This is a genomic window from Massilia sp. 05N420 (assembly GCF_056397205.1).
In genome coordinates this window covers 18,251-40,449 of record NZ_JBFTMX010000004.1, presented here as the reverse complement: position 1 = coordinate 40,449, position 22,199 = coordinate 18,251, and the positions used below count along the sequence as shown (strand labels likewise).

Genomic DNA, 22,199 nt, shown 5'->3' with positions numbered 1-22,199 from the left:
TGACGTCGTCACGTGGACGAAACGATTACCAGATGATCACGCGATCCTGCGGCGCCAGGTACATCTTGTCGCCCTGCTTGACCTTGTAGGCTTCGTAGAAGCCCGGCTGGTTGCGCAGCGTGCCGTTGGCGCGGTACTGGCCCGGCGAGTGCGGGTCGGTCTTCACCTGGACGATCTGCTGCTGCTCGCGCATCTTCGAGCGCCACACCTGGGCCCAGCCTGCGTACAGGCGCTGGTCGCCGGTCATGCCGTCGATCACCGGGGCCTTCTTGCCCTTCAGCGAGATGTGGTAGGCCTTGTAGGCGATCGCCAGGCCCGAGTTGTCGGCGATGTTCTCGCCCAGGGTCAGCTCGCCGTTGACGTGGTAGCCCGGCAGCGGCTCGAAGGCGTTGTACTGCTTGACCAGCGCCGTGGTCTTGGCCTTGAAGTTCTTGTGGTCCGAGGCGGTCCACCAGTCGCGCAGGTTGCCGTCGCCGTCGTACTGGGCGCCCTGGTCGTCGAAGCCGTGGCTGATCTCGTGGCCGATCACGGCGCCGATGCCGCCGTAGTTGACCGCGTCATCCGCGTTGGCGTCGAAGAACGGCGGCTGCAGGATCGCGGCCGGGAACACGATCTCGTTCATCTCCGGGTTGTAGTACGCGTTGATGGTCTGCGGCGTCATGCCCCACTCGTCGCGGTCGATCGGCTTGCCCAGCTTGTTGATCTCGTAGTCGGCGGCCCACACGCGCGAACGCATCACGTTGCCGACCAGGTCGTCACGCGAGACCTGCAGCGCCGAGTAGTCCTTCCACTTGTTCGGGTAGCCGATCTTCGGGTTGAACTTGGCCAGCTTGGCTTGCGCTTCCTTCTTGGTGGCCGGGCTCATCCAGTCGAGCTTGTTGATCGACTCTTTATAGGCGGCCAGCAGGTTCTTCACCAGCGCTTCCATGCGTGCTTTCTTCTCGGCCGAGAAGTACTGGGCCACGTACAGCTTGCCCAGCGACTCGCCCTGCGCACGCTCGACCGCGCCCACGCCACGCTTCCAGCGCGGTTCCATTTCCTTCACGCCCGACAGAGTCTTGCCGTAGAAGTCGAAGCGCTCGTCGACGAAGTTCTTCGACAGGAAGCTGCCGTAGGATTCGATCAGGTGCAGCGACAGGTAGGCCTTCCAGGTGTCGACCGGCGTCCTGTTGGCCACGTCCATGAAGGCCTTCAGGTAGGTCGGCTGGCCGACGATCACGTAAGTCGCCTTGCCGGACAGGCCGGTGGCGTCCAGCCAGGTCTTCCAGTCGAAGCCCGGGGCCACCGTGTTCAGGTCGGCCAGGTTGACCTTGTTGTAGGCCTTGATCGGGTCGCGCAGCTCGACCTTGGTCCACTGTACCTTGGCGATCTCGGTCTCGAAGTCGACGATGGCTTTCGCGTTGGCGGCGGCGTTCTTGTCGCCGGCCATGGCCAGCATCTTCTCGACGTGCTGCTGGTATTTGGCCTTGGTGTCGGCCAGCTTCTTGTCGTCGGCCTTCAGGTAGTAGTCGCGGTCCGGCATGCCCAGGCCGCCCTGGCCGATGTCGGCGACGTACTTGGTCGAATCCTTGTTGTCCTGGTGGATGCCGAAGTCGAAGGGCACGCCCACGCCGATCTTGCCCAGGTGGGCCAGCAGGGCCGGCAGCTCGGACTTGTCCTTCAGCGCGGCGATCTTGTCCAGCTCACCCTTCAGCGGGGTCGCGCCCAGCTGTTCGAGCCTGGCCTCGTCCATGAAGCTGGCGTAGTAGTCGCCGATGCGCTGTTCGTCGGTGCCCTTGGCGGCGTTCTTGGAGGCGACGTTTTCGATGATGCCGCGCAGCTGCGGCAGGGTGTTCTCGCGCAGCTCCATGAACGAGCCCCAGCTCGACTTGTCGGACGGGATCTCGACGGTCTTCAGCCACTTGCCGTTCAGGTATTCGAAGAAATCGTCCTGCGGACGCACGGACGATTCGATGTATTGGGTGGCGATGCCGGCGCTCAGGGTCTGGCCCTTGGTGGCGGTCACTTTCGCGGCGGCGGCGGCGCCACTGCCTTCAGCATGGCTGACGCTGGCGATCAGGGCCAGGGTCAGGGCGCTCAACAGATACTGCTTCTTCATTCTTGCATCTCCCTTGGATTGTTATGGGTTACTGGGGGACGGCGGGATCGCCGCCGGCCCATACATCAGCTTAAATGCGTGGTGCTTGGTATTACCAGATCGTGACGCGGTCTTCCGGCTTCAGGTACATCTTGTCGCCTTCCTTGACGCCGAAGGCTTCATAGAAAGCGGCCTGGTTGCGCAGGGTGCCGTTGGCGCGGAACTGGCCCGGCGAGTGCGGGTCGGTCTTGACCTGGTTGATCTGCGCCTCGTCGCGCATCTTCGAGCGCCACACCTGGCCGAAGCCCATGAAGAAACGCTGGTCGCCGGTCAGGCCGTCGATGGTCGGGGCCGGCTGGCCGTGCAGCGAGATCTTGTAGGCCTTGTAGGCGATGGCGAGACCGGAGTTGTCGCCGATGTTCTCGCCCAGGGTCAGTTCGCCGTTCACGTGGTAGCCCGGCACCGGCTCGAAGACGTTGTACTGCTTGACCAGCATGTCGGTCTTGGCCTTGAAGCGGGCCTGGTCTTCGGCGGTCCACCAGTTGCGCAGGTTGCCGTCGCCGTCCGACTGCGAACCCTTGTCGTCGAAGCCGTGGCCGATCTCGTGGCCGATCACGGCGCCGATCGCGCCGTAGTTCACGGCGTCGTCGGCCGCCATGTTGAAGAACGGCGGCTGCAGGATCGCGGCCGGGAACACGATCTCGTTCAGGCGCGAGTTGTAGTAGGCGTTGATGGTCTGCGGCGTCATGCCCCATTCTTCGCGGTCGATCGGCTTGCCCAGCTTGTTGATGTTGCGGTTGTAGGCGAAGGTCGCGGTGCGCATCACGTTGCCGACCAGGTCATCCTTCTTGATGGTCAGCTTCGAGTAGTCGCGCCACTTGTTCGGGTAGCCGATCTTCGGGTTGAACTTGGCCAGCTTGGCCTGGGCTTCCTTCTTGGTTTCCGGGCCCATCCAGTCAAGCTTATCGATCGATTCCTTGTAGGCGGCCAGCACGTTCTTCACCAGCTCTTCCATGCGGGCCTTGCGCTCCGGCGGGAAGTACTGGGCGACGTATTCGCGGCCCACGGCTTCGCCCAGCGCGCCTTCGACGGTGCCGACGCCACGCTTCCAGCGCGGTTCCTGCTCCTTCACGCCCGACAGGGTCTTGCCGTAGAAGTCGAAGCGCTCGTCGACGAAGGCCTTCGACAGGAAGGGCGAGAACTCGCGCAGCACCTGCCACTGGAAGTAGGCTTGCAGGGTGGCGAGGTCGGTCTTGTTCAGCACCTCGTTGAAGCCGGTGATGTAGCTCGGCTGGCCGACGATCACGTAGTCGACCTTGTTGCCGATGCCGGCGGCGCCCAGCGCGGCCTTCCAGTCGTAGCCAGGTGCCAGCTTGGACAGCTCGTCCACGCTCATCTTGTTGTAGCTCTTGTTCGGATCGCGCAGCTCGACACGGGTCCACTGCACCTTCGCCAGTTCGGTCTCGAAGGCGACGATGGCCTTGGCCTTGGCGGCGGCATCCTTGTCGCCGGCCAGGCTCAGGATGTTGGCGACGTGCTGCTCGTATTTGGCCTTGATGCCGGCCATGCGCTTGTCATCCATCTTCAGATAGTAGTCGCGGTCGGGCAGACCCAGGCCGCCCTGGCGGATGTAGGTCGCGTACTTGGTCGACTCCTTGGCATCCTGGGCCACGCCGATGCCGTAGGGATTGGCGACGCCGATCTGCGACAGGTGGGCCACCAGGGCCGGGATGCCCTTCTTGTCCTTCAGCGCGCGGATGCGCTGCAGCTCGCCGGCCAGCGGCTTGGTACCGAGGGCTTCGAGCTTCTTCTCGTCCATGAAGCTGGTGTACAGGTCGCCGATCTTCTGGTCGTCGCTGCCGACCTTCTTGCCCGTCTTCTTCTGGTCCGCTTCGATGATGCCGCGCACCTGGCCCTGGGTGTCGTCGCGCAGCTTGATGAAGGTGCCCCAGCTCGTGCGGTCCGACGGAATCTCGGTGGTCTGCAGCCACTTGCCGTTCAGGTGGCCGAAGAAATCGTCCTGGACGCGCACGCCCTGGTCGATGTACTGGGTCTCGATGCCGGAGGTCGTGCCCGCGGCAGCGGAATGAACATTGTCGGCGGCGCTGGCGAAGGCGGCCAGCATCGACAGGGTCAGGGTACTCAGAAGGTAACGTTTCACGAGGGGTCCTTGGTTGCAGGGAAAAGAACGGCTTGTGGCCATCGGCAAATGTATCACAGCCCGGCTTGCCAAAACCGGGCGCTTGTCTGGCATTTACTACAGTTTCATTTCATAGCGAATGCCGAATTGGGTGTATGTACGGGCCTGCGTCGCCGCGCTCTGTACCAACGAACCGGTGTCGAGGCTGCGCGCGGTCTCGTAAAGGCGCGGGTCGAGGTTGTTGGCCGACAGGCGCAACTGCGCGTTGGCCGGCAGCTTCCACAGGCCGTAAACGTCGAACTGGCGCTTGGTGCCGGTGGTCGCCGTCTCGTTGACCGTGGTCTGCACCAGCGTCTCCGGAGTCCAGTTCAGGCTGCCGCCCAGGGTCAGCGGCAAGCCCTTCGCGCGATAGTCCAGGCCCAGGTTGGCGGTCTGCTTCGGCTGCTGGTCGAGACGGTTGTTCGGCCCCGGAATGCCGTCCACGCGCGACCAGAAGCGGCTGTAGTTCGAGCGTATGTCGACCAGCGGCGCGGCCGGCCACAGTTCCGTCAGCGGGAACTTGGCTTCCAGTTCGATACCGCTGGTCCGCGCCTTGCCGATGTTGATCGGGGTGGAGATCCAGCGCCCATTCGTGGCCAGCACCGTCTGGCGGCGCATCAGGTCGTCGATGTTGCGCACAAAGCCGCTGGCCGACAGCAGGCCGCTCTTGCCCAGGTAGTGCTCGTAGGCGAGATCCAGGCCGGTGGCCAGCTCCGGCTTCAGGTTCGGATTGCCGGTGCGGTCCGGACGGGTGGCGTCGTTGTAGGTCGAGATAGTCGGCACCGCGATCAGGTCGTTCAGCGCCGGCGCCTTGTAACTGCGGGTGACGCTGCCGCGCAGCTGGTCCTTCTCATGGCCGGGGATGCGCCAGACGCCATGCAGCACCGGGCTCCAGACCTTCGAGGTGTTTTTCACGTCCGCGCCGGCGCCGTTCTGTCCACCTTCGCTGGTAACGCGGATACCCTCCCAGCGCAGGCCCAGATAGGTCGAGAACTGCGGCGTGACGTCCCACTCGTCCTGCACGAACATGGCCACGCGGCGCGAGTCGGCCGACAGCGAGGCGCCGCCGTCGTCGAACAGGGCAGCGGAGTCGCCGGCCGCCACGTGTTGCTGGCGGCGCTTGCTGGCTTCCAGGTCCCAGCCGGCGGCGAACAGGTGGCCCTGGCGCATAGGACGGCTGAACTTGCCGCCAGTGTTGACGCCGCTGTCGCGGCTAGCGTCGCTGTCGAGGTAGCGGCGCAGCGCGCTGCCGCCGGCATCGTAAGTGTTGCGGACGGTATCGCTGTCGTTGCGGCCGCCGGTGAAGCCGAACTTCACCTCCAGGCGGGCGCCGGCCTCGCCACGGTGCAGCCAGTTGCCGAAGCCGCGCAGGAAGGCCGAATGCGACTGCGAATCCGAGCGCTGGCGGGCGTACTCGGGCGCGACGCTGCCCAGCGGCTGGTCCAGCAGGCTGTCGGCGCCATTGCGGCTGCGGTTGGCGACGAAGAAGGGCTGGAAGGTCAGCGTGTCGCTGTTGGCGAACTTGTACGAGAAGCGCGGCGACAGGAAGACGCCGTCGAAGACGCCGCCGCCCTCGTCATGGATCTGCTGGCGGCGCTCGACCGTGCCGTCCTTGCGGGTGCTGAGGTTGAGCGTGTCGCTCTCGTTGTGCGGACGGTTCTGCATCAGCGAACCGCTCATCATCCAGGTGAGCGCGCCGGACTTGCCCGGCATCGCCAGCGAGACGTTGGCACCATGCCGGCCCTGCTCGATATTGTCGGCCATGCGCAGCTGCACGTCCTTCTGCTGGTAGCCTTCGCGCAGGATGATATTGATGGTGCCGGCGATCGCCTGGGTGCTGTGCTCGGCCACCGGGCCGCGGATCACTTCGATGCGTTCGACCTGGTCCGGCGACAGCGACTCCAGCGAAAAGCCCGGCGGCGGACGCTCGCCGTTGACCAGCATCTGGGTATAGCCATTGCCCATGCCGCGCATGCGCACCCCGCCGCCGCCGCGTCCCGGCGCGCCGCCGATGGTCACGCCGGGCAGGCGTTTCAATACTTCGCTGACGCTGGTGTCGCCGTTGCGCTCGAGTTCTTCGCGTCCGAACACCATCTTGGCGGCGGTCGAGATGCGGCGCGCATCAAGGTCGTCGGCGCGCGCGCCGCTGACGGTAACTTGTTGGATCTTCGGTACGGCCGGCACGGCGCCGCTGCGGGCGCCCTGCTTGCCGGTCACGGCCTTGTCGGTCTGGGTGGGAGTCGGTTCGGCGGCGGAGGCCGTTGCCTGGTCACTGCTTTGGGGGAGGGCCCATGCGTGTCCCGCCGTGCCCAGCAAGGCCAGGCAGGCCATCGGGATCAGTTTGCTCATGCTTAACGTTATTATCGGTTGCCCGGACTGTTGCCATCCGGTTAAACCAATTCTAGCCTTTAAGCATAGCCAAAATTACGATCAGGCAGCCGTTGTTACTTTACGATACATAGCAAACACACAAATCCCTCGAAAAAGCAACGGGCTCCTAGCCGCCGATGTTAATGCTGCCGCCGCCCGGCCCACCCATGCCTCCGCGGCCATGACCGCCCATCCCGCGGCCGCCACGCTCTCCTCCGCGCTCTCCTCCGCGCTCGCCGCCGCGTTCTCCACCCGGGCGGCCTTCCGGCACCACCCGCATCAGTTGTTCGTTCACCAGGGTCGCGACCTGGCGCCGCTGGGCGTCGTCGAGGGCGTCGTTCAGGCTCAGCCACAGTTCACGCAGCTGCCTGTCTTCCTGGACGGCGATCGCGCTCTCCGCTTCCACCAGGGCGTTCAGTTGACGCAGTTCGACGTCCGGTTTGGCGAGCAGGGTCTTGGCCTGTTCCTGCAGCGCCTCGCGGCGGTGCTGGCGCTCGCGCAGCACGGCGCGCGAACGGCTCTCGACCTGCTGCCACAGGGTCTGCTGGTTGGCGTTCAGGTTCAGCGACTTCTTGAACTCGGAGGTCATCGGCACCAGGTCTTCGGCGCGCAAGTCCATCAGCGGAACCGCAAGGCTGGCTCCCGCCGATCCGAGGGCAAGCGCAAACAGGCAGGCGCGGGCAAGTCGCGCGGGCATCCGGATGGTCGTACGCATCGTCATTTGATGAGGCTCCTGGGCATAAAAAAACCCACGGGGGAAACCGTGGGTAAAGACCACTTCAAGAGTGGAGAGAGAGAGAAAAACTGATAAGAACTATAGGCTCGGCCCCTCCCACTCGCCTGGACTCTTACAATTACTTACCGGGTGGAAGCTTAGGCATACAAGGATTTACAAGTTCCCTGAAGTCGTACATACAAAAACGCCGTTCGTGCTTTCGCAGGAACGGCGTTTTGAAGCTGACGATGAATCGAATTAATTACGCTGCAGCTGCCTGCGCTCCGGAATCAGATCCTGCGCATCGCCCAGATTGTCCTTGTAGGAGTCGAAGATCTTGGCCAGCGCGTCGCGCATATTGACCTGCGGGGTCCAGCCCAGTTCCGAGACCGTGTTCTCGATCTTCGGCACGCGGTTCTGCACGTCCTGGTAGCCGGTGCCGTAGTAGGCGCCCGAGCTGGTCTCGACCAGTTTCACTTCCTTGGCGGTGTCGCGGTATTCCGGGTATTCGGCGGCCAGTTCCAGCATCATGTGGGCCAGTTCGCGGATCGAATAATTATTCGACGGATTGCCGACGTTGTAGATCTTGCCGGTCGCCTTGCCGTCCTTGTTCTCGATGATGCGCATCAGCGCGTCGATGCCGTCGTCGACATAGGTGAAGGAGCGCTTCTGGGCGCCGCCGTCCACCAGCTGGATCGGTTCGCCGCGCACGATGTGGCCCAGGAACTGGGTCAGCACGCGCGAAGAGCCTTCCTTCGGGGTGTGGATCGAATCGAGGCCGGCGCCGATCCAGTTGAAGGGGCGGAACAGGGTAAAGTTCAGGCCTTCCATGCCGTAGCCCCAGATCACGCGGTCCATCAGCTGTTTGGAACAGGCGTAGATCCAGCGCGGCTTGTTGATCGGGCCGTAGACCAGCTCCGAATTCTCCGGATCGAATTCCTCGTCGTGGCACATGCCGTASACTTCCGAGGTCGACGGGAACACCAGGTGCTTGCCRTACTTGGCGGCCGAGCGCACGATCGGCAGGTTGGCTTCGAAGTCGAGTTCGAACACGCGCAGCGGCKSCTGSACATAGGTCGASGGSGTSGCRATKGCGACCAGCGGCAGGATCACGTCGCAYTTCTTGACGTGGTACTCGACCCACTCCTTGTTGATCGTGATGTCGCCTTCGAAGAAGTGCATGCGCGGATGATCCAGGAGCTCGGTGATGCGATCCGTGCTCATGTCCATGCCGTAGACTTCCCAGTCGGTCGTCTCGAGGATGCGCTTGGACAGGTGGTGGCCGATGAAACCGTTGACGCCGAGAATGAGAACTTTCTTCATTTTAAATAAGCAACATATGCACGTGAACGGGCGATTATACCATCGCGAGTATTCACACAAACCGGCGCCGGGCGCCTGTTCGGGACGCCGGACGGTTATACTTCCCTACGCTCAGGCATAACGTTTGCGAAGGACCGACAGCACATGGGCTCGAAAATCAAGCACTCCGCCCTCCTCACCCTGGGTGTCATTCTCGGCGTCGCCGTCACCATGCAATTTTCCGCCCTGGCCCAGAAGCCGGTGGAGAACGGCATGCCCATCGACAGCCTGCGCCAGCTCGCCAATACCTACAACCTGATCAAGTCCGCTTACGTCGAACCGGTCGAGGACCGCAAGCTGCTGACCCAGGCCACGGCCGGCATGGTAGCCGCGCTCGACCCGCATTCCGCCTACCTCGACCGCAAGGCCTACCGCGAACTGCGCGAAGGCACCGAGGGCCGCTTCGTCGGCCTGGGCATCGAGATCGGCCAGGCCGACGACGGCAACATCAAGATCGTGTCCCCGATCGAGGATTCGCCGGCCTGGCGCGCCGGCATCAAGGCCGGCGACGTCATCTCGCGCATCGACGGCGCGCTCGTGAAGAACATGGAACTCGACGATGCGATCAAGCGCATGCGCGGCGAGCCGCACACCCGGGTCGTGCTGACCATCGTGCGCGAAGGCGAAGCCGCGCCGCTGGAGATCGCGGTCGTGCGCGACGAGATCGTGCAGAAGAGCGTCAAGGGCAGGATCGTGGCGCCCGGTTATGCCTGGGTGCGGGTGTCGCAGTTCCAGGAACCGACCGTGAACGACCTGGCCGCCAGGCTGGCCGCGCTGGCGCGCGAGGAACCGAAGCTGAAAGGCCTGGTGCTGGACCTGCGCAACGACCCGGGCGGCCTGCTGCAGGGCGCGATCGGCACCGCCGCCGCCTTCCTGCCGGCCGGGGCCGAAATCGTCTCGACCAACGGCCAGCTCGAGGAATCGAAGGCCCGTTTCTACGGCCGCCCCGAATACTATATGCTGGCCCGCGGCGAGGACCCGCTGAAGCAGGTGCCGGAGCTGTTCAAGACCATCCCGATGGTGGTGCTGGTGAATACCGGCTCGGCCTCGGCCTCGGAAATCGTGGCCGGCGCCCTGCAGGATCACAAGCGCGCCGCGATCGTCGGCAGCCCGACCTTCGGCAAGGGCTCGGTGCAGACGATCCGCCCGCTGCCGGGCGAGACCGCGGTGAAGCTGACCACGGCGCGCTACTACACGCCGAGCGGACGCTCGATCCAGGCGCGCGGCGTGCTGCCCGACTTCCCGGTCGACGAAAACGCCGACGGCGATGGCCTGAACGCCCTGCGCATGCGCGAAGCCGACCTCAAGCGCCATCTGTCGAACGACCGCGACCGCGAAGAAGCCACGCGCAAGGACGACATCGAGGAACAGATGCGGATCCTGGCCGCCGAACGCCACCGCAAGCCCCTCGAATTCGGCAGCGCCACCGACTTCCAGCTGGCCCAGGCCCTGCGCCACCTGCAGGGCCTGCCGGTACAGCTGTCGAAGCGCGCGGGCAGCGGCGACACGCCAGGGCCCTTGGCGCAGCAGGCGCACTGACGCACTTTTGACGCATTGCCGGCGGCGTTCCCACGGTCTGTACGATTGTGTAGAATCGGCAGATTCGCGGGAAGTTTCTCCCCGTTACCACCTTGGAAAGCCAATCATGAAACCTGTCGTCATCAGCGGCACCGGCCTGTTCACGCCACCGAATTCGATCTCCAACGACGAGCTGGTGACGGCCTTCAACGCCTACGTCGAATTGTTCAACGCCGAGAACGCGGAAAAAATCGCGGCCGGCGAAGTCACCGCCCTCGAAGCCTCCAGCAGCGCCTTCATCGAGAAAGCCTCCGGCATCAAGTCGCGCTACGTGATGGAAAAGGCCGGCATCCTCGATCCGAAGCACATGACCCCGCGCATCAAGGAACGCGCCGACGAGGAATTGTCGCTGCAGGCCGAAATCTGCGTCGCCGCCGCCCGCCAGGCCCTGGCGCGCGCCAACCGTACCCCGGCCGACATCGACATGGTGCTGGTCGCTGCCAGCAATATGCAGCGTGCATATCCGGCAATGGCGGTCGAGGTCCAGGACGCCCTCGGCATCGACGGCTTCGGCTTCGACATGAACGTGGCCTGTTCCTCGGCCACCTTCGCGATCCAGACCGCGGCCGGCGCCGTGCAGACCGGCCAGGCGCGCGCCGTGCTGGTGCTGAACCCGGAAATCACCAGCGCCCACCTGAACTTCCGCGACCGCGACAGCCACTTCATCTTCGGCGACGCCTGCACCGCGATGGTTATCGAAGCGCTTGATACCGCCACCAGCGAGCACCAGTTCGAGATCCTCGATTCCAAGCTGAAGACCAAGTTCTCGAACAATATCCGCAACAACTACGGCTTCATGAACCGCTTCGACGAAGCCGGCATCGGCCAGCCGGACAAGCTGTTCCGCCAGCAGGGCCGCAAGGTGTTCAAGGAAGTCTGCCCGATGGCCGCCGAGACGATCCGCAACACGGTGGAGGGTGCCGGCCTGAAGATCGAAGACATCTCCCGCTTCTGGCTGCACCAGGCCAACCTGAACATGAACCAGCTGATCGTGCGCATGCTGCTCGAGCGCGACGCCAGCCCGGAAGAAGCGCCGGTGATCCTGGACCGCTACGCCAACACCTCGTCGGCCGGTTCCATCATCGCCTTCCACAGCTACCAGGACGACCTGCCGTCCGGCAGCAATGGCGTGATCTGCTCCTTCGGCGCCGGTTACTCGATCGGCTGCGTGGTGGTGCGCAAAAAATAATCGCCCCTCAAACTCGACAGTAACCAAGATTCTTGATATCAAAAAGAATCTTGGTAGTTCCAGTCCTACAAAGCCGCCCTCCCGATTCCTCTGGAATACGGCCTTCCCGGCGCGCATGATCTTCCTGACAGCGCATCAGCATGCGCAGCACCTGAGGAGGATCAATATGACTAAGCAAAAAGGACCGGACAGCGTCCGCGCCCGCGGTATCGCCAAGGAAAAAACCGTCCCTGTCGCGAATGGCAGCCAGCAGCCGCGGGCGCCGGGCTGGGTCGCGCCGGGCAGTGCCAACGTGCAGTCGGCGAATATCGAACAGCAAGGCGCGGCCCTGCGCTCGCGCGGTTCGCTGCAAGGCAATGGCGTCGGCGACCAGAATGTCGGCAGCCAGCGCGGTGGCGGTAGTGCCCAGCAGGCGGGCTGGAGCGCACGCCAGAGCGCCCAGCGCATGCAGGCGCGCGGCGAGGAAGACCGCCTGAACGCCTCGCGCCAGTCGGGCTACGGCGGCATGGAACAGAAGCAGGCGAGCGCATCGGGTTCTATGCAGAGCGAAAAGAAACCTTCGGATTACGCCAGCAAGAAAAGCAAGAAAGGCAGTTCCGGTTCCGGGCAATAGTTCGATCCCGTAAGCAGAAAAAATACCGTTCAGTGCCGACTGAACGGCATTTTTTTTAGAAGCGCTGTTTTATCACTGTCCGGAGCGTGCCCGCGCCACCTGATCGATGTAAAAATCGATGACGTTCTTGACCACCTCGACATCCCGCACGGCCGCCTGATAGAACAACTCCTTGGCGTCGTCGTTCAGCTTGCGGGCGTCCGCCAGCCGGCCAAGCTGGAACAGAATGGCGGGGATGGGGGTGCTTTCGGTTTTGTTCCGTAAAGCGCCGGTGAGTATCTCAAATGCTTCATCATACCGGCCATTGTCGATATGGCGTGTGCCGATCTCCAGCAGGCTGGGGGCCGCGGTGATACTTTGCACGGCCGTATTTACCAGCGCGACCTCTGCCTCCATTTGTGCCAGATCGTGCAGATACTTGTGGTTGGCGGCATCACGCATTTCGGGAGAAGCGGCCAACCATTGTTCGCAAAAGGCGCCCAGGTCAYGCACTTCAGATGGATTCAAAGAAGATCCGGGAATCACTGCCAGCGATGTCTTGCGCAGTTTGTCTTTATCGTTGCTCATGGTCAATCCGCAGTAAGCCGGGCGCAAGCCCTCGCTGCTGAGCAATGCGGTCAGTTCGATCCGATTCCATTCGCGGACGTGGGTTGGATTGGCCGGTGGGCCCATATCCTGATAACCGCGCTCCAGGTCGCGCTCCGGGGTCGAGATCAATGCGACCTTGGCATGAACCAGATAGGTGCGAATCAGCTGCATCAGTTTGGTCGGATCGACCAGGCATTCGATCACGTCGGAGTTGACGACCACCGCGTTAGACAGGATCTCGGGCGGAATGTCCGTGCCTGCGTAGTTTTCCAGGTCGACTTCAATCCATTTCCCGAACGGATATTGGGTGCGGCAATATTCGAGGTTACTACCGAAGTCCAGTCCGATGATCTCGAATTGCGGATGGAGTGCGACAAGCTTGCGCGCCCTGCCGCAACCGATATCGATGATATAGCGGCATTCGTACTGGTAAGCCAGGGTAGCCGCCAGCGGATAGACTTCCGGCTGCCAGATGACGCCATCATCATGGATGTCGGCGAAATACGCGGGTTGGCTGCGAGTTCGGTAGCCAGGTTTGATGAAGAAGTTTGTTGCAGTCACGATTGTCCCTATAGGAAAAACTTGGAAAGGAAAGGTCTTCCGATATTCATGCTGACGTCAAACGGCTGAAATCAGGTTCGACGCCGTCTTCCATCCACCGCAGGATCTGGGCCACCCTGAACTCCGTCGTATGCAGGGCACGCATCTTCTCTCCGGCATTCCTCACCAGGCGAGCTGCGAGCGCCTTGTCGGTTTGAACGCGTCGGATCTGGTGTGCCAGATGTTCGGGAGAGTCGGGGTCATAAAGCAGGATGTCCTGTTCGTCGGCAAACAGCGTATTTGTCCTTGGACGGCCCGGTACGCTGCAGGAGATGATAGGTCTTCCCGCAGCCATGCCCTCATAGATGCGGCTAGGAAATCCCTGAAACATGGATGGCAGATTGACGACAGCCGTACCTTGCTGGAGGCTGCGGAGCCATAAGCCAAAAATGTTTTGCCGCAGGCTGAGCAGCACATCCATGTAACGCTGCAGCATGTGAGGCGAGGCGGGCAGGCCGTCTTCCAGGGCCTGGGCGGTCATTTGCTGCAGGCGATCGAACAATGCCGGATAAGGGGTTTGATATTCCAGCGAGGGACCCGGCTGCACCAGCAAGCCTGCAAGGGCGGGATGCCTGAGCCAGCCTCCACGTTTTCCGTACGGTACGCCATAGAACACAGCGTAAGGGTTGGGAGCCGGCGGGGCGTCCTGGATGCTGGCACGTGGCGCTGTCTGCGGCCACCACATGGCTTTGATATTGCCATCCTGGTTGACATCGCTGACATCGACTTCATCGACCATCAGCGTATGCGTCATGTACGCCAGCCGTCGAAGCACTCTTTCCTTGCGCTCCCTCAGGTTGGGTTGCAGGTCGTAGACATACGGCTCGTACTGCAAGGATTCCATCACCATGCCCAAGCGCACCGGCGCCAGGCTTGCAACCCATGAAAGAAACTGTTCGTCGTAATCGGAATGGACCGCTTCGATCCATACCTGATCGTACTTGCGCTCGCCCACCATTTCCTGCAGGCGAGAAAGCCAGTTTCCCCGAGAATTGTTGTCCATACGGAACAGACAGGGCACGCTGAATACATCGGCGCCGCTCTGGCGCAAGGTATGCTGGAGCCCCACCAGCGTCGGATAGGACGTGCTGCGGGCCAGACGCCAGTCCGCGAACTCGATGAAAATAAACAGGATACGTGGAGAAGCCATATTCAAGCCGTTCATAGTATATTTTTGCCAACGTTTTGAGACTGCCGATGCGCGGCGCCGGCGTCGCGCAGGATCAGGGCGGCTGCTTCCGCAAAATCGTCGACCACGAAAACACCCGGCGGGCAGCGGTCTTCTTCCTCGTGCCCGTAGCCCGTACGCACCAGGATGCAACGGGTGCCGGCTGCCAGGCCCGCATTGATATCGCTGAGCTTGTCACCGACCATCCAGGAGTCTTCCAGCGCGATATTCCACTCGCGCTGCGCCTCGAGCAGCATGCCCGGCGCGGGCTTGCGGCAATCGCAGTCCCGCACTTCCCCGTGTTCCGGATGGTGCGGACAGTAATAGTAGGCATCGATGCCGCTGCCGGCGGCGAGCAGGTCTCGGTCCACCAGGGCGTGCAGGCGCGCGATCGCGGCCTCTTCGTAATAGCCGCGCCCCACGCCCGCCTGGTTGGTGACCACGATGGCCAGGAACCCGGCCTCGCGGAGCGCCCCGAGCATGTCGACCGAACCGGGAATCCATTCCCAGTCTTCGTAACGGTGCAGGTAGTTCTTTTCGACGTTCAGGGTGCCGTCACGGTCGATGAATACGCAGGGCCTGGCGCGTTCAGACATTGCCGTATTTGGTGTTCTTCAACATGGTAAAGCCCTTGACCAGCTCGGCGATGCCGCGGTCCAACGAGAAAGCGGTCTTGAAACCGGTGGCCTCGATCTTGGCGTTGGAGACGATGTAGTTGCGCTGGTCGGGGTCCTTGCCGATCGCCGCCTCGGGGAAGATAAAATCCGGGACATGGCGCGAAATCACTTGGCACAGCTCCATCTTCGACACATTGGCATCCGACAGGCCGACGTTGTAGATCTGTCCCTTCATGCTGTCGAAGTTGGCGATGCCATGCTGGAAAGCGCGGGTGACATCGCGCACGTGCACGTAATTGCGCTTGAAATGGGGCTCGAACAGCACGACGAAGCGGTCATGCACGGCGCGGTAGGTGAAATCGTTGACCAGCAGGTCGATGCGCATGCGGGGCGACATGCCGAATACGGTCGCCAGGCGGAAGCTGACGGCGTTCGGATGCTCCATGATCGCCTTTTCGATCTCGACTTTCTCGATGGCGTATTGCGAGATGGGACGCAGGGGCGAATCTTCGGTGCAGAAGTTGTTCTCGTCGCCCGAGCCGTAGGCGCTGTTGGTGGTGGGCATGAGCAGCATCTGGTTGGGGCTCAGGTGCTTGAGCATCATCAGGATGGCATCGTGGTTCACGGTGGTCGCACCGACCGGGTCCTTGTTGCACAGCGGCGCGCCCACGTAGGCCGCCAGCGGGATGACGATGTCGGCCTTCTGCAGCAGCGGCACGATCGTCTTCTCCAGCCGGATGTCGCCACGCACGATGGTGAAATTGTCGTGATAGCAGACATGCGACAGGCTGGCCTGGCCGTACATCAGGTTGTCCAGCACGGTCACCTTGTGACCATCGGCCAGCAGGGCCGGCACGAGAATGGAACCGAGATAGCCTGCGCCGCCGGTAACGAGGATGTTGTAAGACATGAGGGGTCGTCCTTGAGAAGAGTTAATCGCCGAAGATGGCCGCTTCCACGCACTCGCATAGAGTGTGGGCTAATACGATATGCAATTCCTGGATGGTGCTGGTCGCCTGCCCGGGCACGACGATGGCGTAGTCGGCCAACTGCAGGGCCGGACCGCCATCGCGTCCCAGGAATACGATGCTGGGCACGTCCATGCGCTTGCACTGTTCCAGCGCGCGCAGGATGTTGGGAGATTGGCCGGACGTGGTGATGCCGAGGAAGATATCGCCCGCCATCGCCTTGCCGGCCAGCTGGCGGGCAAACACCTGTTCATAGCCGTAGTCGTTGCCGATGGCGGTGAGGATCGAACTGTCGGTGGTCAGCGCCTCGGCCGCCAGCGGCGCCCTGTCGCGCGCCAGCTTGCTGACGAATTCGGCCGCAAGATGCTGGGCATCGGCGGCCGACCCGCCGTTGCCCGCGATATAGATGCGGCGTCCCTTGCGATAGGCGGCGACGGTCGCCGCGGCCGCGGCCTCGAAGGTGGCGAGCGCGCYGTCCCGCTGTTTCAGTTCCTGCATCGCGCGGATCGAGGCGTCCAGGTTGCGTTGCAGGCGATCGATGATGGATGTCATGGCTTGTCCTTTGCATTGAGGACGGCGCCGGCCCGGTGATAGTCGGCGGGAATGCCGATATCGATGAAGCTGCCGTCGAACTCGACGCCGGTCATCCGCTGGCCGGCATGGAAAGCGGCCGGGAAGATGTCGTTTTCCAGCGACGCGCTGGCGCCGGCGGCAAGGGGCTGGCCGCCTGCCAGCGTCAAGCCGGCAAAGGCGCGCGGATGGATGCAGTACACCCCGCCGTTGGCCAGGCATTCGTCGCCGTCCTGGCTCGACTTCAGTTCGGTGATGCGGCCGTCCGCCGCCACGCCCATGCCGAGATAACGGCTGGTTTCGCCGGTGCGGAACAGCGAGAAGCACCAGTCGCTGTCATGGCTGCGGGCGAAGGCTTCCAGGCGTTCGCCGTCCACGGAAAAATAGGTATCGCCGTTGAGCAGCAGGAAGCGCTGGTCGGCCGGCAGCTGTTGCAAGGCCAGCAGCACGCCGCCGCCGGTGCCCAGCGGGGTCTGCTCGACGACATAGTCCAGCCGCGCCCCGCGGTAGCTCCGGCCCAGGTGCGAGCTGATGAGCTCATGCCGGTAGCCGACCGCCAGGATGAAATGCCCGATGCCCTGCGCGATCCAGAAATCGAGCAGGTACTCGAGGAAGGGGCGGCCATCGACCGGCGCCATCGGCTTGGGCAGGTTCGGAACTGCGCTGCGCAGGCGGGTGCCGAGGCCTCCGGCCAGAATGACGGCAGACTGGATTTCCATCGTCAGACAGCGTTCAGGATGGCGCAGATGTCATCGACCTCGGCATCGGAGAGGTCCGGGAAGTTGCCGATATAGAAGCCGTAGAAATGCACGTGTTCGGTATGCGGGAACGCGAGGTGATGGTCGGCCGGAACGATGCCCTTCAGATAGGGCTGGCGAACCTGGTTGCCGCCGCCCGCGCTGCCGCGGCGAAACTCGATGCCGGCGCCGCGCATGGCCTGCATCAGGCGTTCGGTGAAGGCGTCGTCGGCCTCCTTGAGGATCAGGTTGAACGCGTAGTTGCTGGAGCCTTCGGTCTTGAAGTCGACCCGGTAGCGCCGGCTGTCGATCTTGCCGAGGAAGCGCATCAGGTTGGCGGTACGGCGCTCGACGTTGGCGTCCAGGCGCTTCAGCTGGCTGCGGCCCATGATGGCGCCGATTTCGGTATTGCGCACGTTGTAGGCCGGATAGGCGAAGATGAAATCCGGGTTGAGCTGGGGATAGGTTTCCCGATAGTCCTGCTTCAGCGCATCGTCGGTCGACTCGCGCACCATGCCGTGCGAACGCAGCATGCGCACCTGCTGGTACACCTCCGGGTCGTCGGTGCAGACCATGCCGCCCTCGATGGTGCTCATGTGGTGGGCGTAATAGAACGAGAAGTTGGACATCCAGCCGAAGCTGCCCAGGCGTTTGCCGTTGTGCGTGGCGCCGTGCGATTCGCAGACGTCTTCGATCAGCGGGATATTGCGGCGTTCCAACTCGGCCAGCAGTTCGTCGGTCAAGCCGTCGAAGCCTTGCACATGCGTCAGGAAGACGGCGCGCGTGCGGTCGGTGAGCTTGTTGATGATTTCCTGCGGGTCCATCGACAGCGTGCTTGGATCGATGTCGGCGAACACCGGGGTAAAACCGTTTTGCAGCACCGAGGCCACGTCCGATACCCATGCCAGCGGCGGCACGATGACTTCGCCGCCCTCCGGATGGCGCAGCTTGAGCACGGCCATGCTCAACAGGTTGGCCGAGGCTCCCGAGTTCACGAAGACGCTGTATTTCACGCCCAGCCATTCCGACCATTCCTTCTCGAAGGCGCGCACATTCGGGCCGTTGGTCAGGATCGGGTCGTCCTGGCGCAGGTGTTCGATCACTGCGTCCAGGTCTTCACGCAGGATATTGTTCCTCATTAAGGGATATTTCATCGGGAGCTCGTTCGCTTATTGTTCGTTGCGTCGGTTATTTTTCGTTGTAGTAATCGCCGTATTCGACAATGATCGTGCTGCGTCCGTCGTCGCGGAGCAAGGCGCGTTCATAGGCCGGGAAGATGTCTTCCGGCTCATCCAGGCGGATCACTTCGATGGTGCTGCACATCAGGCGCAAGGCGTCGGTAAAGTCGCCGATATGCTGGTGCTGGGGATGCATGGGGCGCTGCGAACCGATGCCGGTGCGGACGATCGCCTTGGCCTTGTAGCTGCCGTTCGACATGACATCGACCTTGTCCAGGTGGCTGACCAGCTGGCTCATGGCGCACAGCAGGAAGTTCCAGCGCGGGAAGATGCTGACCGGGACGGCGCCGGTCAGCGCCATGCCGGTGGTCATGCCCATCTGCATTTCTTCCGCTACCGGCAATTCGATCAGGCGTTCGCGCGGTACATCCTTGAGTGTATTGCTCATGGCCGTGCCGGGCACGGCCACGGCTTGTCCCATGAAAACGGTGCGCGGATCCTGGGCCAGGAAGTCCATCGAGCGTTTGAGTTCGTCAAAATATTTCATGGTCTGCCCTCAGAACTGGACGCGCACGCCGGCGCCGGCATGCGGATATTTGGTTTGGTAGCGGTAGTAGGTGATGTAGTCGTCATTCACCCCTTCGTAGCTCAGGCGCGGCTGGTTCCAGGCTTCGCGGGTATCGGTGCAGACCGATTTCTCGTTGTCTTCCACCACGAAGTGGATCGGCAGCGCGTGATTGCGGCTGTACTTGATCGATTCGTGGGCGATGCCGGTTTCCGAGGTCATTTCGCCCATGAAGCAGTAGACCCTGGCGTCTTCGCCGCTACGCTGGATGGCCATCGCGGCGCCCACCGCGATCGGCAGCACGCCGCCGACGATGGCCGACGAGTAGATGCGCTGTTCCGGGAAGCACAGCGAGATCGAACGGCCGGCCAGGATCTCGTCGCGCACCTGTTCCGGGGGCACGCCCTTCAGCAGGCACTGGTAATGCGAGCGCCACGAGCAGAAGACCCAGTCCTGCGGCCGGATCTTCTTGAATACTTCGATGATCTGTTCTTCGTTGCCGTAGTACAGATGCACAGGCGCGCGGATCTTGCCGCTGTTGAAGGTCGCGGCGATCTCTTCTTCGAAGGCAATCAGTTCGTCTTTCGTCATCATTTCACCAAATCAAAATGGCGCGGGGCGCCGGTCCTATTGAAGGGCGGAGTCATTACGGTCCGCGCCCTGTTGCCGCACGTACCAGGCATAGGTATCGCGCAGCCCATCGTCCAGAGAAACGCCGGCGCGCCAGCCGAGATGCTGCATCCGGCTGCTGTCGAGCAGTTTGCGCATGGCGCCGTCGGGTTTGCTACTGTCCCAGGCGAGTTCGCCCGCATAGCCGACCACCCGGGCGATGCTCTCGGCCAGCTCGCGGATCGAGATATCGCTGCCGGAGCCCAGGTTCAAGGGCAATTCCAGGGGCGGCAGTTCGTCGCGCAGCATCAGCAGGCAGGCCGCCGCGATGTCGCTCGAATGGATGAACTCGCGGCGCGGAGTGCCGCTGCCCCACAAGGTCACCGCGGGCGCGCCGTCGGCCTTCGCCTGATGAAAACGCGCCAGCAAGGCCGACAGCACGTGTCCGGATTTCGGATCGAAATTGTCGTTGGGGCCGTAGGCGCTATTCGGAATCAGCGGAATGAAGCGCTGCTGGCCATATTGCCGGTTATAGGCCAGGCACAAGTGCACGCCCGCCAGCTTGGCGATCGCGTAGGGCAGGCTGGTTGGCTCGGGATGGCCGGACAGCAGCGCCGTCTCCGGCATCGGTTGCGCGGTCTCTTTCGGATACATGCAGGACGAGCCGAACATGACCAGGCGCTTGACGCCGGTGCGATGCGCGGCGCCCAGCACATTCAGCGAGATCGCCAGGTTGGCATCGATGAAGTCGGCCGGGAAATTGGTGTTTTCCAGGATCCCGCCCACCTTCCCTGCCGCCAGCAGCACGTAGTGCGGGCGCTGTTCGTCGAAAAACGCGTCCACCTGCTGCTTGTCGCGCAACTCCAGTTCGGCGCGCGTGCGCAGGATGAGATTGCGATAACCGGCAGCCTGCAGGGCGCGCACGATGGCGGAGCCGATCAGGCCGGCGTGGCCGGCGACGAAAATCGGCGCATCCCGTGGCGGCATGTCGGCAGGCAGCGCGGTCGGTGTGATAAGGCTCATCAGGACAATCCGTTGGGTTGGTACATGACGACACGGCTGCCGCCGTCTTCGAACTTGAACGGCACGTGAATCAGGTGTTTCAGGCGTTCGCGCACATTGTCCTGCAGTTCCGGCTTGACGAACAGCATCAGGAAACCGCCGCCGCCGGCGCCCATGATCTTGCCGCCGATGGCGCCGGCCTTGATCGCCTCCTCGTACAGGTAATCGATGTCGCTGGTCGACACCTTGTCGGACAGCGAGCGCTTGCACAGCCAGCTTTCGTGCAGCAGCTTGCCAAGCTCCTCGATCGGCGTGTTGGCGCTCTGCAGGATAGCGATGGCTTCGTTCACCATCTCGCGCATGCTGTGCAATTGCGCCTGGCGTTCGCGCAGGTTGGCGATCTGCGATTTCGCCACTTCCGAGGCGATGCGCGAAAAGCCGGTAAAGCACAGCATCAGGTGGCTTTCGAACTCCGCCAGCCGTTCCTGGCGCAGGATCAGGGGCGAGGCGGTAAAACTGCCGTTGCGATGGAATTCAACCAGGTTGAAGCCACCATAGGCCGCCGACACCTGGTCCTGGGATCCGACGTTCTCGCCGATCACGTTCTGTTCGACGTGGATCGCGGTGCTGGCCAGGTATTCCTTGGAAGCGTAGCGTCCTTCGAGCGCGGCCAGCGCGTGCAGCAGCCCGACCGTGAACGAAGAACTCGATCCCAGGCCCGAACGCGCCGGCAGGTCGCCGTCGTGGTGGATTTCCAGCCCGCGCTCGCAGCCGGCCCAACCCAGGATGGCGCGCACCGCCGGGTGCTTGATCTGGTCGATCGACTGGACGTTCTCGATCAGCGAATGGACGATGCGGTGCTTGTGTTCGAAGAAGGGCGGCAGGTGGCGGCAGGTGATGTAGCAGTACTTGTTGATGCTGGTCGCCAAGACGGCGCCGCCATGCTCGGCATACCAGGCCGGATAGTCTGTGCCGCCGCCGAAGAAGGACATGCGGAAAGGAGTACGGGTAATGATCATCTTGTTTATCGGCTGGAATAAACCTGGTTGGCGTCGTCAATCGCCCAGGATCTTGCGCTGCAGCTTGATCCGGGCTATTTCCTGGAGATGCTGGACCACATCTCTACCGAACTTGCGTTCCAGGCGGTTCGACGGCCAACAGTTCATCGCCCAGCTTCTGGTAGAGGGCGGCGCGGCTGCCGGGGTTGACGAGCACTACATCGATATTCTGGGCTTCTGGCACGTTGACACTCTCCTGAATGGCGCCTGCAATGCGATCAGCAAGACGGTTCGAGCGTGCATCGAACGGGCAAGGCAAGCAGACGATTTGCTATGCCAGCAGATGCTTGCAGGCAATGACAAACGGCAGTCTACATGCAATCCTCGTTTTTCTGTACCAAAACAATTTCCCACAATAAACTACCGTCTTAGAGTGTCGAAAATCTGGTACAAATATTGCTAGCCTTTTAAGTCGTAAAAGCTGTTTATTTTGCAATAATTGGAGGGCGGACAAGA

General features: G+C 62.5%; 20 protein-coding genes. 4 read left to right on the top strand and 16 right to left on the bottom strand.

What is annotated here, in order from left to right; translation table 11 throughout:
• Window positions 1-25: 25 nt before the first annotated feature.
• From AC1DIX_RS03335 to AC1DIX_RS03315, 5 genes are all read right to left on the bottom strand, one after another.
• The gene (locus AC1DIX_RS03335; protein WP_442122889.1) at window positions 26-2,098 is read right to left on the bottom strand and encodes a M13 family metallopeptidase; all 2,073 of its coding nucleotides are present in this window, start codon (window positions 2,096-2,098) and stop codon (window positions 26-28) included.
• 91 nt (window positions 2,099-2,189) lie between these two features.
• Window positions 2,190-4,238, bottom strand: a complete 2,049-nt coding sequence (locus AC1DIX_RS03330) for a M13 family metallopeptidase (RefSeq protein WP_477322015.1) — start codon at window positions 4,236-4,238, stop codon at window positions 2,190-2,192.
• Between the two features lie 96 nt (window positions 4,239-4,334).
• On the bottom strand, window positions 4,335-6,605 hold the full coding sequence (locus AC1DIX_RS03325; RefSeq protein WP_477322013.1) for a TonB-dependent receptor plug domain-containing protein: 2,271 nt from the start codon (window positions 6,603-6,605) through the stop codon (window positions 4,335-4,337).
• A gap of 148 nt (window positions 6,606-6,753) precedes the next feature.
• Entirely contained in the window at window positions 6,754-7,347 is a 594-nt protein-coding gene (locus tag AC1DIX_RS03320) for a hypothetical protein (RefSeq protein WP_477322011.1), read from the bottom strand.
• Window positions 7,348-7,599: 252 nt separating this feature from the next.
• On the bottom strand, window positions 7,600-8,664 hold the full coding sequence (locus AC1DIX_RS03315; RefSeq protein ID WP_477322009.1) for a bifunctional UDP-4-keto-pentose/UDP-xylose synthase: 1,065 nt from the start codon (window positions 8,662-8,664) through the stop codon (window positions 7,600-7,602).
• 144 nt (window positions 8,665-8,808) lie between these two features.
• Between AC1DIX_RS03315 and AC1DIX_RS03310 the strand changes: the two genes are divergently transcribed.
• From AC1DIX_RS03310 to AC1DIX_RS03300, 3 genes are all read left to right on the top strand, one after another.
• Complete coding sequence (locus AC1DIX_RS03310) at window positions 8,809-10,242, top strand: S41 family peptidase (protein ID WP_477322007.1); 1,434 nt, start codon at window positions 8,809-8,811, stop codon at window positions 10,240-10,242.
• Window positions 10,243-10,348: 106 nt separating this feature from the next.
• Window positions 10,349-11,470 carry a beta-ketoacyl-ACP synthase III gene (locus tag AC1DIX_RS03305; protein WP_477322005.1) on the top strand — a complete coding sequence of 374 codons (1,122 nt, stop codon included), beginning with the start codon at window positions 10,349-10,351 and terminating at the stop codon, window positions 11,468-11,470.
• A gap of 166 nt (window positions 11,471-11,636) precedes the next feature.
• Window positions 11,637-12,083, top strand: a complete 447-nt coding sequence (locus AC1DIX_RS03300; protein WP_442123824.1) for a hypothetical protein — start codon at window positions 11,637-11,639, stop codon at window positions 12,081-12,083.
• 72 nt (window positions 12,084-12,155) lie between these two features.
• Here AC1DIX_RS03300 and AC1DIX_RS03295 read toward each other — a convergent pair whose 3' ends face one another.
• From AC1DIX_RS03295 to AC1DIX_RS03245, 11 genes are read right to left on the bottom strand one after another with little or no spacing between them, the layout of a single operon-like run.
• Window positions 12,156-13,232 (bottom strand): methyltransferase domain-containing protein, encoded by a 1,077-nt coding sequence (locus AC1DIX_RS03295; RefSeq protein ID WP_477322003.1) that lies wholly within the window; start codon window positions 13,230-13,232, stop codon window positions 12,156-12,158.
• A gap of 46 nt (window positions 13,233-13,278) precedes the next feature.
• Entirely contained in the window at window positions 13,279-14,436 is a 1,158-nt protein-coding gene (locus tag AC1DIX_RS03290; protein ID WP_477322001.1) for a glycosyltransferase, read from the bottom strand.
• A complete protein-coding gene (gene gmhB, locus AC1DIX_RS03285) occupies window positions 14,433-15,035 on the bottom strand; it encodes a D-glycero-beta-D-manno-heptose 1,7-bisphosphate 7-phosphatase (protein WP_442123827.1) in 603 nt (200 codons plus the stop codon). The genes AC1DIX_RS03290 and gmhB overlap by 4 nt, the downstream gene beginning before the upstream one ends.
• Window positions 15,028-15,966 carry an NAD-dependent epimerase/dehydratase family protein gene (locus AC1DIX_RS03280; protein ID WP_442123828.1) on the bottom strand — a complete coding sequence of 313 codons (939 nt, stop codon included), beginning with the start codon at window positions 15,964-15,966 and terminating at the stop codon, window positions 15,028-15,030. The genes gmhB and AC1DIX_RS03280 overlap by 8 nt, the downstream gene beginning before the upstream one ends.
• Before the next feature lie 22 nt (window positions 15,967-15,988).
• On the bottom strand, window positions 15,989-16,576 hold the full coding sequence (locus AC1DIX_RS03275) for a D-sedoheptulose-7-phosphate isomerase (RefSeq protein WP_477321999.1): 588 nt from the start codon (window positions 16,574-16,576) through the stop codon (window positions 15,989-15,991).
• Window positions 16,573-17,313, bottom strand: coding sequence for a sugar phosphate nucleotidyltransferase (locus tag AC1DIX_RS03270; protein WP_477321997.1), 741 nt, complete (start codon window positions 17,311-17,313; stop codon window positions 16,573-16,575). Before AC1DIX_RS03270 ends, AC1DIX_RS03275 begins: the two co-directional genes overlap by 4 nt.
• Window positions 17,314-17,315: 2 nt before the next feature.
• A complete protein-coding gene (locus AC1DIX_RS03265; protein ID WP_442123831.1) occupies window positions 17,316-18,485 on the bottom strand; it encodes a DegT/DnrJ/EryC1/StrS family aminotransferase in 1,170 nt (389 codons plus the stop codon).
• A gap of 34 nt (window positions 18,486-18,519) precedes the next feature.
• Entirely contained in the window at window positions 18,520-19,056 is a 537-nt protein-coding gene (locus AC1DIX_RS03260) for a hypothetical protein (protein WP_442123832.1), read from the bottom strand.
• A gap of 9 nt (window positions 19,057-19,065) precedes the next feature.
• Complete coding sequence (locus AC1DIX_RS03255) at window positions 19,066-19,668, bottom strand: thiamine pyrophosphate-dependent enzyme (protein WP_442123833.1); 603 nt, start codon at window positions 19,666-19,668, stop codon at window positions 19,066-19,068.
• Window positions 19,669-19,701: 33 nt separating this feature from the next.
• The gene (locus AC1DIX_RS03250) at window positions 19,702-20,706 is read right to left on the bottom strand and encodes a GDP-L-fucose synthase family protein (protein ID WP_477321995.1); all 1,005 of its coding nucleotides are present in this window, start codon (window positions 20,704-20,706) and stop codon (window positions 19,702-19,704) included.
• Window positions 20,706-21,704, bottom strand: a complete 999-nt coding sequence (locus tag AC1DIX_RS03245; RefSeq protein ID WP_442123835.1) for a GHMP family kinase ATP-binding protein — start codon at window positions 21,702-21,704, stop codon at window positions 20,706-20,708. The genes AC1DIX_RS03250 and AC1DIX_RS03245 overlap by 1 nt, the downstream gene beginning before the upstream one ends.
• On the opposite strand from AC1DIX_RS03245, the gene AC1DIX_RS03240 reads away from it, so the two are divergent.
• Complete coding sequence (locus AC1DIX_RS03240) at window positions 21,697-22,146, top strand: hypothetical protein (RefSeq protein WP_477321993.1); 450 nt, start codon at window positions 21,697-21,699, stop codon at window positions 22,144-22,146. The genes AC1DIX_RS03245 and AC1DIX_RS03240 overlap by 8 nt on opposite strands.
• Window positions 22,147-22,199: the final 53 nt, after the last annotated feature.